This is a genomic window from Geodermatophilus sp. SYSU D00742 (assembly GCF_054049935.1).
Genome location: NZ_JBJGYJ010000003.1, coordinates 1 through 13,967, shown reverse-complemented (window position 1 = coordinate 13,967; position 13,967 = coordinate 1). Strand labels below are relative to the sequence as shown.

The following is a 13,967-nucleotide window of genomic DNA, read 5'->3' as shown; positions in this document are numbered from 1 at the left end:
TTCTTCTCAGCTGGTCTGCTCGACGGCGCGCCGGGGGCGGGCGGACCGGATCCGCGCGTAGCCCCTCAGCACCCGGTCGGCAGCGCGGTAGAGCTCCGGGTTGTCCATGACGGCCTGGCGCAGCCGGCGGACCGGCACCCGCTGCACCCAGTGCAGGGCCGCGGCCGGCGAAGCACGGGTGACCCGGCCCTCGGCCACGAAGTCGTCGTAGCTCTTGAACAGCTCCTTGTAGTCCTTGGCGCCGCGGCCCATCTCGATGCGGGTGACGCCCTGTCCGGCCGCGGCCTCCGCCGTGCGCAGCCGGGTGATGGTGCCCGGCGAGCACCGGTAGAACGCCGTGTCGAACGCGGGGAACCACCCCGCCAGGACGTCGTCCAGACGGAGGAGGACGTGCCCCGCCACCGGCTTGCCGTCGGCGCGCAGCACGGCCAGTACCCCGGAGAAGCTCCCCGTGCGGGTGTCGAGCAGCTCCTCGACCAGCTGCACGATCCACGGGTGGGCGAACCGGTCGGCCCGCCCGGTCCGTCGGTACTGGGCCCGCTTCCAGGCCATCACGGCCGGGAGTGCGTCCGAGGCGCGGGAGTCGAGGTCGAACTGCACCTCCCCGGCGTCCCGTTCGAGACGGCGCTGCTTCCGCCGCACGTCCCTGACCAGGCCGGTCCCGCGAGCACCCAGGCCCTCCAGGTAGCCCCCGTACCCGTTGCGCAGGTCCATGACGGGCGATGCGACCCGGAAGGCCGAGAAGGGGGCGAACGGCGACTGGCCGACGAGGTGGTCGAACTCCCACGTCACCAGCCCGCAGGCGCGCAGCAGCTCGCGGGCGTCCCAGTCCAGGCCCGGTTCGTGCACGAGACCCTGCGCATCGGTGAGGCCTGCGGCGATGGGCAGGCCGTGCCCGAGCGCGCGCCGCTCGAAGGGGAAGAACCCGACGATCCGGGTGCCCTCGGAGATCACGGCCACGCGGGCACGGGGCAGCAGGCGCCCCACCGCGACCGTGAACTCCGGGGCGAGGAAGGGGTTGGCCGCACCCGGAGCCAGGCGTTGCAGCGCGCGCCACCGCTCCAGCTCGCCGGGACCCAGCTCCGACGGGTGCACGACGGTGACGGTCACGCTGCCACCTCCGGCCCCCGCTCGGCAGCCACTCCCGTCCCCCGGCTGCCGCCGCGCGTGCCGGGCAGCCAGGCGGAGAGGCAGATCAGCAGCGCTGCGCTGATCCCCCCGACCGCCAGCACGCCGGTGCGGAGTGACCACGCGTCGACCGCGAGCATCGTCTGCGCGACCACCGTGTCGAGGGTGAGGACCGACGCCACGGCGATCACCGCCCGGGCCAGCGGGTCGAGTCCGGACAGCGGCAGCACCACGGCCACGGCGGGCGCGAGCAGGAGGAAGGCAGCGGTGAGCGCGGTGACCGCCGGGCCGGCCGGCTGGGCCACCGCGAGCACGCCGGTCGCCGCCAGCAGCCCGACGGCGACCGGTGTGCCACTGCGCCGGCGCGCCGTCCGGCCGCGGATCGATCGCATCCGTGTCGTCCCTCGGTCGGGCGCGTTCAGGACCGGGCCGGCGAGTTCGCCGGTCCGGCCCCGTCCGACGAGCGGTGGACCCAGTTCCGGACGTGCTGGAGCGCAGAGCCGCTGACGCCGGTCCGGTGCTCGCGCAGCACCGTCCGCAGCACGCGGGTGCCGTCGCGGAAGGTCCGCAGGTTGGAGCGCCCGAAGCGCCGGGGCATCTCCAGGCTCGGGACCTCCGCCAGGCGCAGTCCGGACTTCAGCGCCGAGATGATCATCTTGGTCTCGACCTCGAAGCCGGGGGTCGTCAGGTCCAGGTAGTCCAGGTAGCGGCGGTGGAACGCGCAGAAGCCGTAGCAGAGGTCGGTGAGCTGGGCGTCGAAGAGCCCGTTGACCAGGTGCATCAACGACTTGTTGCCGAACCGGCGCAGGAGGCTGATGTCGCGCGAACCGCCGCCTCCCATGAACCGCGACCCCTTGACGAAGTCGTAGCCGTTCTCGAGGAAGTGCAGGTAGTGCGGGATCTCCCCGGGAGACATGCTCCCGTCGGCGTCGATCATGACGATGACGTCGCCGCGAGCGGCGGTGAACCCGGCGAGCAGCGCGTCGCCCTTGCCGACGCCCTCCTGCATCACGACCTGGATGTCCGGGCGGGTGGAGAGCGCGGTCACGAGGGTGGCGTCGGTGGACCGACCGTCGACGAGGATGATCTCGTCGACGCACTCGGGGACCTGCTCCAGGACCCAGGCGATGTTGGCGGCCTCGTTCTTCGTGGGGATGACCAGGCTCACCCCGATCCGCGCGGGTGCGAGGTCGGGGACGTCCGTCGGGGACGCGACACCGAGGACGGGCGGGCCCGTCGGGAGCGCCAGTGGTGGCACCACGAAGTTGTTGTCCATCGTGACCCGTGGCCGGGTCTGACCGTCTCCGTTGACGGGGGTGGGCAGCGTGCTCATCAGGACCTCCGAGGTCCGAAGGGGGGATTCCAGCTCGCGCACAGGCACTGCTGTGCGTGTCATGTCGGCGTGCGGGATCAGCGGGCCGATGCGGCAGGTCAGCCGGCGCGGCGCCTGCAGCGGGACCGGTCGGTCACCGTCGGACGGGCGTCGAGGTCAGGCGGATCGCCGTGGTCATCGGCCAGGGCTCGAACTCGGCTCCGGCTCCCCGGTCCGCGCTCCCCCCGTGCGAGCGCGGTCGGTCGACCGGAGGGCCCGGCTCAGTCGGGGCGAGCGCCCGTCTCGTCGGCGCGGCCGACGGTGTGAGCGGCCGGGCCGGAGTCGAGCAGGACCGACTGCCCGGGGGGCGGCGCCGAGCAGGACGCAGCCAGGGGGACGGCGAGGGTCTTCCACTCGCTGCTGCCCCCGCCGCCGGCGGACGACGAGCAGGATCCACCGCTGCCCGCATGGGGTGCCGGTGGGGCCGCGGGCGCGGGTGGCGGCGGGGGTGCCGGGGCCACCGGCGCGCTCTCCGTGTCGTCGACGGCAGCCGGCGCGGGCGCGGCGGCCGCCGCCGGCGCGCCGGTCGGGGCACCGATGGCGGCCGTACCGGTCGCGATCACGGCCCGGTCGGCTCGCGGGAGGGGCGCCCCACCGGGAGTCGTCACGTCCCCGCGCAGCGCGGAGGTCACCGAAGTGGCCGGCGACGGCGGAGCAGCGCTCGACCCGGACCCCGGGACGCCGAAGGACGTCGCGGCGAGATCGAGCAGGACCGCCTCGGGCACCGGAGCCGGCTGTGCCGGTGCAGCGGCGGGCTCGGCGGGTGCGGGAGCAGCCGGAACGGCCTCGAGGGGCGCCGGCGCGGCTGGGACGGGCACGACCGGCGCCGGAGCCGGACCCGGGGCCGGGACGGACTCGGCCGGGACGGTCCCGGACGGGAGGGGCTCGACCGGAGCGGGCCCGGGCGCGAGGGGCTCGACCGGTGCCGGCGCAGGACCGGGCTCGGCCGGGGCGGGGACCGGCTCGGCCGGGACCGGCTGGGGCTGGGGTGGCGCCGGGTCGACCGGCGCGGGAGGTGGCGGAGGAGCCGGCTCGGGATCCGGCGGCGTGCCGCCCTCCCCGCCCCCGGACGGCTGTCCTGCGGCCGGGCGGTCGCCACCCCCGGGCGGAGCGTCGGCGGCAGGACCGTCCTGGCTGTGCCCGCCGTGAGGGGCGCCGGAGCCGACGGGCACGCTCATGGGCAGCGTCGCGACCGGGGGCGCCGATGGTGCGCCGTCCTGCCCGCCGATGGGCCCGGGGGCCGGGTCGGCCACCTCCATCGGTGCACCGGTCACGGTCGGGTCGATCGTGTGGACCGCGCCCTGTGCCGCCACCCCGGTCTCCTGGGGAGGCGTGGCCTCGGCCGTGTCGGCCAGCGCGACCGCCAGGAGCCACGTGACGACCAGGAGGAGCCCGGTCACGACGAGCCGGCGGAACCAGGCGGGGGCGGGACCCCGCCCGCGAGGAGCGGCGGCACGGGGCAGCGCCGGCGTCGAGCCGGTCACGTCCCCGATGGCGCCACTGCCCACCACGATGTGCCCCCCGACCACATCCGCACGGGCGGCGACGTGGTAGCGCAGCGGGCGTCCGGCCCGTCACACCTGGGGGCGACCATGTCGAGGACCGTGACGCTGCGTCAACGGGTCCGCGCCTCCACAAGGCGTTTCTCCGGCGTGTCTGACGCTGCGTGACGGCTCGGAACGACACAGCATCGGAACTGGGCCGACGTCGTACTGCTGGGGCGCCTCACCGGTCAATCCCCCGACCTGGGGATCGCCGCGGTGGGTCAGGCGGGCCGGGCCGGGATGGCGGCCCGCCACCCGGCCCAGGCGGAGGAGACCATCTCCGTCAACCCGTACTGCGCGCGCCAACCGAGCACGTCCTCGATGAGTCGTGAGGAGGCCACCACGCGTGCGGGGTCACCGGGCCGCCGGGGGGAGACCACGGGCTCGGTCCAGGCCTCGTCCGCCAGGCCCGTGACGCTCCGTATGGTCGAGACCATCTCGCGGACGGAGACGCCCACCCCGCGGCCGATGTTCGCCGTCAGGGCCCCCACCCGGCCCTCCGACAGGGCCGCTGCGGCGGCCACGTGGGCGGATGCGACGTCCGCCACGTGGATGAAGTCCCGGACACAGGTCCCGTCCGGGGTGTCGTAGTCGCCGCCGAAGATCACCGGTGGCAGGCCCTGGTCGAGACGGCGGAAGACCATCGGCACGAGGTTGGACACGCCGCGGTCGGCGAGCGCGGCGTCGGCCGCCCCGGCGACGTTGAAGTACCGGAGGTTCACGTAGCGCATCCCGGCCACGGCGGCGGCGTCCTCGACCAACCACTCGCCGACGAGCTTGGTGCGCCCGTACGGGTTGACCGGCCGGCAGTCGGTCTCCTCATGGACGACATCGAGGTCCGGCATGCCGTAGACGGCCGCGCTCGACGAGAAGACGAAGGAGCGCACACCCACCCCGGCGGCCGCCTCGAGCAGGACCCGGAGTCCCTCGACGTTCTCCCGGTAGTAGTGGAGCGGCAGGCGCACCGACTCCTCGACCTGCTTCTTGGCCGCGATGTGGATCACCCCGTCCACCTGGTGCTCGCGCAGCACACGCGAGACCAGGGCCCCGTCCAGCACCGAGCCCACGACCAGGTCGACCCCTGGGATCCGGGCCGGGTCACCCGTGGAGAGGTCGTCGAGGACGACGATCGGCTCCCCCAGCCCCCGCATCGCGGCGACGACGTGCCCGCCGATGTAGCCCGCGCCCCCGGTGATCAGCCATGACATCCGGCGCATGGTAGCGGTGGGGAGCTCCGTCGGCGGTCCCGGCAGCGGGACGGTGAGGAACATCCCGTGCCCGGCAGCTCGCTCGGGCAGGCCGGGACGTGCCGCAGCGGGTGCGCGGCGACGCCCGCACGACCGCCTGCGGGACCGCGTGCGGTCCGTTGTGCCCGTCCGGCGCACGGGCCGGACGCCCGGCCGGTGCGCCGGACGGCCGGCCGACTGGACCGGTCAGCCGCCGGGCCGGGACCCGGGCACCGGCACCTCCGGCAGGCTCACGCGGCGGCCGTAGTCGCGCACGAGCCGCGGCAGGGGCACCTCCCCCACCGGACGGCGCACCGGCGGCTCGGCCGGCTGCGCCGGAACCGGCAGCTCGACGGCCGGCACCTCCCGGGCCACGTTGTCCGAGAACGCCACGCGGGGCCCGGCCGGCACCTCCTGCGCCACGTTGTCGGCGAAGGTGACCGGACCCGCCGCGGCCGGCACCGGACGGGGGCCCGGCACCGGGGCGGCCGGGCGGACGCGGTCCCACGGGAACAACCGGGGCCGCCGCGCCGCCGCGACGTCCTCGACCCAGCCGACGGCCAGGACGGCGACGAGGATCAGAGCCCACGCGGTCATGTACTCGACGACCATGCCGCTGGCGTCGTCGGTGTCCCACCCGGCGATCGGGGTGTGGGCGAGGACGACGGGGGCCATCGCGATCGCGACGTTGCCCCACAGGTAGATCGTCATCGCCCGGCTGGTGAACAGCGAGACGATCGCGCCGAGCGTGGGCAGCCGGTCCAGCCAGGTGGAGCTCGGGTAGATCCGCAGCAGGACCAGGACCGCACCCAGGCAGTAGGGCATGTTCGCCAGCGGGATGTCGTCGATGTTGTACGTGCCGTACTGCTCCTGGCGCGTGAACGCGTACCAGAGGCCGATGCCCATCAGCGCGACGCCGGCGAGCAGCGTGCGCTTGAGCGGGAGCGCGCGCAGCTTCCCGTCGTGGTGGGCGAAGCCGACCATCCAGCAGCAGGCGTAGATCGACAGCTCGACGACGTTGTCGTAGGTGCGCCCGCCGAGCTCGACCAGGCCGAGGACGGTGACGACCAGCACCACCGGCGGGATCGCCATCATCCGGACCGGCCAGCGGCGGAACAGCCACAGCATCGCCGGGCTGAGCAGGACGAACCACAGGTAGACGCGGATGTACCAGAGCGGCACGACCCAGTCGAGGGCGTCGGCGGAGTACGGCGGGTCCGACAGCGGGAGCAGCCACAGCCAGGCGGTGCTCCAGTCGAAGGAGTGGTAGCTGCTCTCGACCTTCCAGCCGAGGGCTGCCATGGCCACCAGCACGACCGCGCCGAACACCCAGAACGGCGGCAGCAGCCGGCGCACGCGCCGGCGCCAGAAGACGCGGGCGGAGCCGCTGCGGTCCAGCGACGCGGCGACCAGCCCGCCGCCGAGGGCGAACATGATGCCCATCGCCGGGAACGCCATGGGCAGCCAGGCCCAGCCGAACGTGTGGTAGGTCACCACACGGATCAGCGCGAACGTCCGGAGGAGGTCGATGTACCGGTCCCGCTGCCTCACTGCTCCAGCCCCTTGCTCGTCGCGGTCGCGACGGTCGTCCACACCTGCGGGTCCTCCCCGCCGAGACTCCAGATCGCCACGCCCCGCATCCGCGCCTCGACGGCGATCTCCTGCTTGCGCTCCAGCGAGCGCGCGTCCTCGTACCAGACCGTGTGCTGCTGACCGTCCTGCTCGTAGCGGAAGGTCCACGCGGCGGCGTCGTCGTCCCACGCGGGCTCGGCGCCGACCCGCGCAGCCAGCGCCTCGGCGTCGGTGGCGGCGAGGTTCGTGCCGGCCTCGCCCACCCAGTCGTAGCCGTAGGTGGGCAGCCCGAGCATCAGCTTCTCCCTCGGGACCCGGTCGACGGCGTGGTCGACGACGTCCCGCACCCAGTCGACCGGGGCGATGGGCCCGGCCTCACTGGTGCTCCAGTGGTGGTCGTAGGTCATGACCCGCAGCTGGTCGACGATGCCCCCGATGACCCGGTAGCTGTAGGCCAGCCCGGTGGGGTCGTCGTCGCTGGTGCGCGCGGGCACGGCGACGGTCAGCTGCAGGTCGTGCTCGTCCAGGTCGTCCCGCAGGGCCGAGAGGAACTCGGTGAACTGCGGGCCGGCCGTGGCCGGCAGCGACTCGTAGTCGACGTCGATCCCGTCCCAGTCGTTGGCCAGCGCCAGCTCGACCAGCTGGGCGCGGTGCTCGTCGGCCCGCGCCGGGTCGGCGAGCAGGTCGGCGGTCGCCTGCCCCTGCCACTGCCCGCCGCTGAAGTTCTGCACGGTCGGGATGAGCGCGACGTCGTCCTCGCCGGCCAGCCGGTCGAGGACCTCGGCCGGGGGCGGGGTCAGTGCCAGCGTCCCGTCGGGGGCGAGGGCCGCCCAGGTGGGGCTCACCTCGGTCAGCCCGCCGTCGTCCAGGGCGGTCTGGAGCGACCCCGGGGCGCGCTCGTCCCACACCGGCAGCCAGGCGGCGGTCACCAGGGGGTGCGCGCCGGGGAACAGCCGCGGCTTCAGCACGACGGCGCCGACGACGAGGACGACGACCGCGGCGGCGACCCCGAGCCACAGCACCGGGTCGCGACGGTGGCGGCTCACGTGCCCACCGCCACGGGCTGCTTCGTGCCGGCGGTGGCGACCTCGTCCATGCGGGCGGTCCTGGCCAGCTTGCCCCAGCCCAGCCGCACGCCGCGGACCGCCGTCCCCAACGAGGCGTACAGCAGGTACACCCGCAGCGGCTCGTAGATGAGCCGGTACACCGGCACCATCAGCAGGTGCTCGGCGCGCTCGTCGAGCAGCTTGACCGCGATGACCGCGAGCACCCCGTAGACCACGGCGAAGACGCCGAAGTAGAGCGCCAGCACCAGCGGGCCCTGCTCGGCCAGGGTCTGCACGATCCCCAGCAGGATCAGCGGGGTGAACACCAACGGGACGACGATGGTGACCACCGTCATCGGCATGAACAGCATGCCCAGCCAGCCGTAGCGCGGGCGCAGCAGCATGTTCCTGTGCCGCCAGACCGCCTGGATGGTGCCGTACATCCAGCGCACCCGCTGCTTGAGCAGGGCGTCGAGGTCCTCCGGCGCCTCGGTCCAGGCGACCGCCTGGTCGGCCTGCTCCACCTGCCAGCCGTACTGGTGCAGGGCGAGCGTGAGGTCGCAGTCCTCGGCGAGGGTGGCGTCGTCGTACCCGCCGGCCTCGACGACGGCGGCCTTGCGCCAGGCCGCGCACGCTCCGGGCACCACCATGACGGCGTTGAGCAGCGCACCGGCGGCCCGCTCGAGCCCGATCTGGGTGACGTACTCCAGGGCCTGCCACCGGGTGATGACGTTGGTCGAGTAGTTGCCGACCTTGATGACGCCGGCGACGGCGCCCACCCGCGGGGAGTGGAACTGCTCCATGAGCCGGGCGATGGTCGTCGGGGTGAACAGGGTGTCGGCATCCAGCGTGACCACGAACTCGTGCCGGGCCTGGGCGAAGCCGTTGTTGAGGGCGGCCCACTTGCCGGCGTTGTCCTGCCGGATGAGCCGCACCCGCGCGTCACGGTCGGCGACCGAGCGGACCGCGGCGGAGGTGCCGTCGGTGCTGCCGTCGTCCACCACGATGATCTCGCCGAGCGGGTAGCGCGAGGCCAGCAGGTAGTCCAGCGTGCGGACGATGACGCGTTCCTCGTTGTACGCGGCGATCAGCACGGTGACCGGCGGCCGCCCCGTGCTGATCGGCCTGGTCCGCCGCTTGGCCCGGGCGACGGCGAGCACGGCGTTGAACAGGCCGAAGCCGAGCATGGTGACCAGCGCGACGACGAAGAGGACGTAGAGCAGGTTCGGCGGGAAGACGAACAGCGCCGTCGCGCTCCACAGCGCCAGCCGGTCCCAGAGGGTGACCGGCACCGCGCCGGCCGTGTCGATCGACGGCTGCGCCTGCGGCATCGTGGTGAACGTGTAGCCGGCGGCGCGCGCCTCGGCGATGAGGTCCTCGACGTAGGCGAGGGTCATCGACCGGTCCCCGCCGGAGTCGTGCAGCAGCATCGTGACGTTGTCCTGCTCGCCCAGCGGCGGCATCTCGATGTCGCCCGGGATCTGGCCGTCGGCGTGCGCCCAGTCGAGGGTGTCGAAGTCGTGCGAGGCGATCGTGTAGCCGAGCTGCTGGGCCCGCAGGATGCCCGCGGTGTCGTCGCGGACGGTCTCCTCGTCGTTGCTCTCGTACGGCAGCCGGAAGAACGACGCGGCCTGACCGGTCTGCGCCCGCAGGATGCGGTCGGCCACGGCGAGCTCGAGCTTCTCCCGGAAGGCCGTCGAGTCGCTGACGTCGACGTGGGTCAGCGAGTGGTTCCCGAGCGCGTGCCCCTCCCGCACGATCCGCTGCATGACCTCCGGGTTCTTGGCCACCTGCTCGCCGGTCACGAAGAACGTCGCGGGGACGCCGTACTCGCTGAGCAGGTCCAGCAGCTGCGGGGTCCAGTGCGGATCGGGGCCGTCGTCGAAGGTCAGCGTGATCGTGCGGTGGACCTGGGGGCCGTAACCGTAGAACTGCAGCGCGTACTCGGAGTCGCCGACGACCCGGTTCTCGTCGGGGGACAGCTGCCCGACCACCTCGCCGGTGAACGGCTCCTGGGCGTAGCTCTCGCCGTCGGCCCGCAGCACCTCGACCACGCGCACGAGCGGCCCGGCACCGATGACCGGGGCGTCGTCACCGACGTCCTCGGGCACGGGCCCGTCGGGGACCGGCGCACCGGCGAGGGCCGGCGCGGCCAGGACCTTCGGGACGGCGACGACGGCGGAGCCGACGGCGAGGACGAGCAGCGTCAGCCCGACGGCGCGCAGCCGTCGCCAACGCCGCCCGGACGGGCTGGCGAAGACAGGGATCGTGGCCGTGCCGCGGCCGAGGCCGGGCGTGGATCGCCTCATGGTTCGAGTCCTTGGGTGCAGTGTGCGTGCGGGCGTGAGGGGGGTTCGGGCGGGACCGCTGGGTCGGTCGAGCGCGTCGGGGCGCCACGCATCGAGGGGCGCGCCGCATCACCGCCGCCGTGAGTCGCGGCGCTCAGGGGGGCGGGGGGACCAGCGGGTCCGGAGCCGGGTCAGTCGGGGCTGCAGCCCGGGCCGTCGGCACCACCGACGACGGGCCCGGCGATGCCGGGGGCGAGCGGTGCCACGCACCCCGTGGGCGGTGCCGACCACGTGACCGGGAGCACCGCCGCCGGCAGGCCGACCGCATCGTGCTGTCCTCCGGGTCCGACCGACGACGAGCAGGCGTGCGTGCCCGCCGACGGCGCGCCGGGTGCGTGCGGGACGGGAACAGCCGGAGGCATCGGCACGGGCGCCGGAGCCTGATGCGGGAGGGGGACGTCCGCGGCGTCGGAGACGGTCGCGGGCGGGGCCGGGCCGCGGGCACGGGCGACCGAACCGGCACCGGTACCGACCGCGGCGCTGCCCTTGACGCGCAGGTCGCGCGCCTCGGAGGAGGCGAGGGGCGAGAGCAGCGGTGTCGGGGACGCCTCCAGCAGCGGCGGCCCGACCAGGGCCGTGCCCGTGGGGGAGCCCGCGGTGGCCTCGTCGGCCAGGGGGACCACGACGTCGTCGACCGGCGGCTCGGCGATCGCCGCGCCGGTGGTCCTGCCCGACCCGGCGGGCGCGGGGTCGTCCGCCGCGGGATCAGCGCTCGCCGGGCCGGGGACCGGTGCCGCCGGGCCGGCGCACAGCCGGTCCGCGACGGGCACGGTGGCCGGGAGGACGGCCGGGGCCGTGCTCGGCCGGGGAGCCGGGACGTCGGTGCCGGCGCCGACGAGGAGGGGGGCCGCGGTGCCGGCCACCGTCGTGCCCGTGGCGTCCGGTGTCGCGGGGACGGGGCAGGACGGAGCGGGGGCCGCCGGCGGAGCGGGCTCGGACGCCGGCGGTCGACCAGGTGCCGAGGGCTGCTGCGCGCCACTCACCGGGGGCGGGGGTGTGCCGGTCCCCGCCGCCGGGGGCGTCGTGCCGGTGCTGCCCAGCGGCTCCGGGCCACTGCCGCCGGGATCCGGCGGCGAGGCCGCGTCGACCGGGCAGAGCCCGGCCAGGTCCCGGGGCGGCTGCGGGAGGCCCCCGTCGGCGACGTCGCACCCAGGCTCCGCGACGCCACCACCGGACGGCAGGACGTCGCCGTCGGGCTGCGGCGCGGGAGCCGGACGCCCGTGCGCCGGGGCGGGGACGTCGCCGGCCGGCCGGGCGGGCTGGGCCGGGGGCGGGTCGACGGGAGTGGGTCCGGCGGGGCCGGGCACCGAGCGGGGGGTGGTGACCGGGCTGCCGGTACTCGGCGGGTCCTGCGGCGCCGGGGCCGGAGCGTCCGGCTGTTCGCCGGGCGGAGCGGGGACGACGGGAGCAGCCTCCTGCGCGGGGACGTCGGCGAGGCCGTACCCCTCGTCGGCCCACGACCGACCGTCGGCGGGGCCGGCGGCGGCGGTGCCGGCCGTCAGCGCCCACAGGCCGACCAGGAAGAGGCCGGCGAGGAGCAGGCGCGTGGCCCCGGTGGGACGGCGGCCGGCGGAGGAGGCGACGGAGGACGGTGATGCGGAGTGACCGCCCACGTCCGCGTCGCTGCCTGCGCTCAGCACGTACGTCCCCCCGAGGCCACGTCCGCTCGGGCGGCGACGTGGCTGGCGACCCGCATCTGGCCTGCGGTCGCCCGTAGGCGACTGTTCGGCGACGCGGGGTGGGGGTCAAATGCGCAGGGTGTGACTCACGTCGGCACCGGCGCTGTGTCACTCAGCGTCATCGGGCGGGACGCCAGCGCGTCGGAACTCGGTAGTCCGCCTACAGCATCACGAGCGCGTCCACAAGAACCCGGTGGCCTGGTCCTGTACTGACGGGGTACCCGGCCTCCCGGTGGTTCAGCTACGCACCGTGCCCGGTCGTGTCTGCGCGGCATCGAGGGTGGTGGCGTCGGCCTCGCGGTGCAGCACCCACTCGGCGGGCAGGACCAGGCGCGGAGCCACGCCGACCAGTACGGCCACGAGGACGGCGACGCCGGCCAGCGCCTCCCCCGACTCCTCGAGGAACGTGGCGGTGATGGCCATCCGGCCGGTGACGGCGGTGGAGACGGCGGACAGGCCCACGGCCGCGACCGCGTAACCGGCGAGGCAGCTGAGCACCCGACGCCGGTCGCGACGCTCGGCGCGGCTGACGAAAGCCAGCACGGCGATCACGCCGGCGGCCACGAGCACGCTGACGGTGACGGCGCCCGGTTCCCCGATGGCGTCCTGGAGCGCGACCATGCCCTCGGCGTGGACGGTGCTGCCGGCCTTGACGACGGCGATGAACGCGCAGACGGCGCCGACGGCGGACCACCAGGCGCGCCGTCCCGGCGTGCTGGCGGCGCCGGCGACGGCCGCGATCGCGGCGGCCGCGAACAGGGCGGCGACGAACATCCGCGGCACGGAGTAGGGCGCGTCCATCGACAGCGCCCGAGCGGTGGGGCCGCTGGCGTCGGTGAGCCGGCCGACGTAGCCGATCGTCTCGAGGACGACGGCGGTGGCGGCCAGGGCGACGCCGACGGGCGGGAGGGGGACGCGCCGGCGCGGGGTGCGCACGGCCGGGAGTGCGTTCCCGGCGCGGACGTCGGCCACCCGGATGCCGCGGCCGACGACCACGGCCACAACGAGCGCGACCAACACCCAGACGACCAGTCCCCCGACGACCCAGAGCCACACACTCCGGTCATCGGCAGGTCGACGTCGGTTCGGGACCGCCGGTCACCCCATCGGGTGATGCCGGTGTCTGCGACGCGAGGTGCGCCGCCGCGGGCGCCACGGCCCAGCGGTTCGAAGTAAGGGTCGGCATAGTTCCGATACCCGCGGGGCGCGACCCGTGCACCCTGTGTGAGACATCGCCGTGGCGTGTCGGGTTGCGCACCCGCGGGGGTTGTCAGTGTCTGTGGTCACGTCGCAGGGTCCCGCGACAGGAAGTTCCAGCAACAGGACGGAGCGCGTCCACGGGGACGTGGGATCCATACGGCTGGTCTGGCACTGAGGAGACGTCGTGTCGATCGACGGCAGCCTCATGCGGTCGCCCGGCAGCAGACCGCCGGGCACGACCGCTCACGACAGGCGCCGTACGAGCACGTCTGTCGGAGTCACGCCTGTCCGGTCGTGGCGCCGCCGTCTCTTGGTGACCGTCTTCCTCCTGGTCTGCGCATGGCAGCTGTTGACCCTCCTGTCCGGTTCGGCTCAGGCGGCACCGCCCTCGCCGGGCGACGGTTCGTCCAGGACGAGCACGTCGTCATCGGATCCGTCCGAGGACCGGGCGTCGGCCGACCTCAGTGCCGACGCCCCGCGCGGACAGTCGCGGAACACGGAGTCCGCTCCCGCCGAGGACGACACCGGCGACCGCGGTGACGGCGGCGACCGCGGCGACAGCGGCGACCGCGGGCAGTCGCGTAACACAGACCCCGCCCCCGCCGAGGACGACACCCGCGACCGCGGCGACAGCGGCGACCGCGGGCAGTCGCGCAACACAGACCCCGCCCCCGCCGAGGACGACACCCGCGACCGCGGTGACGGCGGCGACCGCGGCGACAGCGGCGACCGCGGCGACAGCGGCGACCGCGGGCAGTCGCGCAACACAGACCCCGCCCCCGCCGAGGACGACACCCGCGACCGCGGCGACAGCGGCGACCGCGGGCAGTCGCGCAACACAGACCCCGCCCC

Annotated in this window: 10 protein-coding genes; 1 reads left to right on the top strand and 9 read right to left on the bottom strand. The window is 74.9% G+C overall.

Going from position 1 to position 13,967, the window contains the following annotated elements; genetic code table 11:
- Nucleotides 1–6: 6 nt before the first annotated feature.
- From ACI78V_RS02645 to ACI78V_RS02605, 9 genes are all read right to left on the bottom strand, one after another.
- Nucleotides 7–1,110, bottom strand: a complete 1,104-nt coding sequence (locus ACI78V_RS02645) for a GNAT family N-acetyltransferase (protein WP_456848650.1) — start codon at nucleotides 1,108–1,110, stop codon at nucleotides 7–9.
- Complete coding sequence (locus tag ACI78V_RS02640) at nucleotides 1,107–1,520, bottom strand: hypothetical protein (RefSeq protein ID WP_456848648.1); 414 nt, start codon at nucleotides 1,518–1,520, stop codon at nucleotides 1,107–1,109. The genes ACI78V_RS02645 and ACI78V_RS02640 overlap by 4 nt, the downstream gene beginning before the upstream one ends.
- Nucleotides 1,521–1,546: 26 nt before the next feature.
- Nucleotides 1,547–2,461 carry a glycosyltransferase family 2 protein gene (locus ACI78V_RS02635; protein ID WP_456848647.1) on the bottom strand — a complete coding sequence of 305 codons (915 nt, stop codon included), beginning with the start codon at nucleotides 2,459–2,461 and terminating at the stop codon, nucleotides 1,547–1,549.
- Nucleotides 2,462–4,265: 1,804 nt separating this feature from the next.
- Nucleotides 4,266–5,252 (bottom strand): UDP-glucose 4-epimerase GalE, encoded by a 987-nt coding sequence (galE, locus tag ACI78V_RS02630; RefSeq protein ID WP_456848645.1) that lies wholly within the window; start codon nucleotides 5,250–5,252, stop codon nucleotides 4,266–4,268.
- Between the two features lie 225 nt (nucleotides 5,253–5,477).
- Nucleotides 5,478–6,821, bottom strand: coding sequence for an acyltransferase family protein (locus ACI78V_RS02625; RefSeq protein ID WP_456848643.1), 1,344 nt, complete (start codon nucleotides 6,819–6,821; stop codon nucleotides 5,478–5,480).
- Nucleotides 6,818–7,888, bottom strand: coding sequence for a glycosyl hydrolase family 18 protein (locus ACI78V_RS02620; RefSeq protein ID WP_456848641.1), 1,071 nt, complete (start codon nucleotides 7,886–7,888; stop codon nucleotides 6,818–6,820). Before ACI78V_RS02620 ends, ACI78V_RS02625 begins: the two co-directional genes overlap by 4 nt.
- On the bottom strand, nucleotides 7,885–10,197 hold the full coding sequence (locus ACI78V_RS02615) for a bifunctional polysaccharide deacetylase/glycosyltransferase family 2 protein (protein ID WP_456848639.1): 2,313 nt from the start codon (nucleotides 10,195–10,197) through the stop codon (nucleotides 7,885–7,887). Before ACI78V_RS02615 ends, ACI78V_RS02620 begins: the two co-directional genes overlap by 4 nt.
- 170 nt (nucleotides 10,198–10,367) lie before the next feature.
- Complete coding sequence (locus ACI78V_RS02610) at nucleotides 10,368–11,099, bottom strand: hypothetical protein (RefSeq protein WP_456848637.1); 732 nt, start codon at nucleotides 11,097–11,099, stop codon at nucleotides 10,368–10,370.
- A 1,053-nt stretch (nucleotides 11,100–12,152) separates the two neighbouring features.
- The gene (locus tag ACI78V_RS02605) at nucleotides 12,153–12,971 is read right to left on the bottom strand and encodes a hypothetical protein (protein ID WP_456848635.1); all 819 of its coding nucleotides are present in this window, start codon (nucleotides 12,969–12,971) and stop codon (nucleotides 12,153–12,155) included.
- Between the two features lie 457 nt (nucleotides 12,972–13,428).
- On the opposite strand from ACI78V_RS02605, the gene ACI78V_RS02600 reads away from it, so the two are divergent.
- The coding region (locus tag ACI78V_RS02600; RefSeq protein WP_456848633.1) for a hypothetical protein at nucleotides 13,429–13,967 on the top strand (539 nt) is incomplete at its 3' end.

Coding starts and splice junctions, on each gene's coding strand:
- ACI78V_RS02640 (WP_456848648.1), bottom strand. CDS start 1,520: ATGCGATCGATCCGCGGCCGGACGGCGCGCCGGCGCAGTGGCACACCG.
- ACI78V_RS02615 (WP_456848639.1), bottom strand. CDS start 10,197: ATGAGGCGATCCACGCCCGGCCTCGGCCGCGGCACGGCCACGATCCCT.
- galE (WP_456848645.1), bottom strand. CDS start 5,252: ATGTCATGGCTGATCACCGGGGGCGCGGGCTACATCGGCGGGCACGTC.
- ACI78V_RS02635 (WP_456848647.1), bottom strand. CDS start 2,461: ATGAGCACGCTGCCCACCCCCGTCAACGGAGACGGTCAGACCCGGCCA.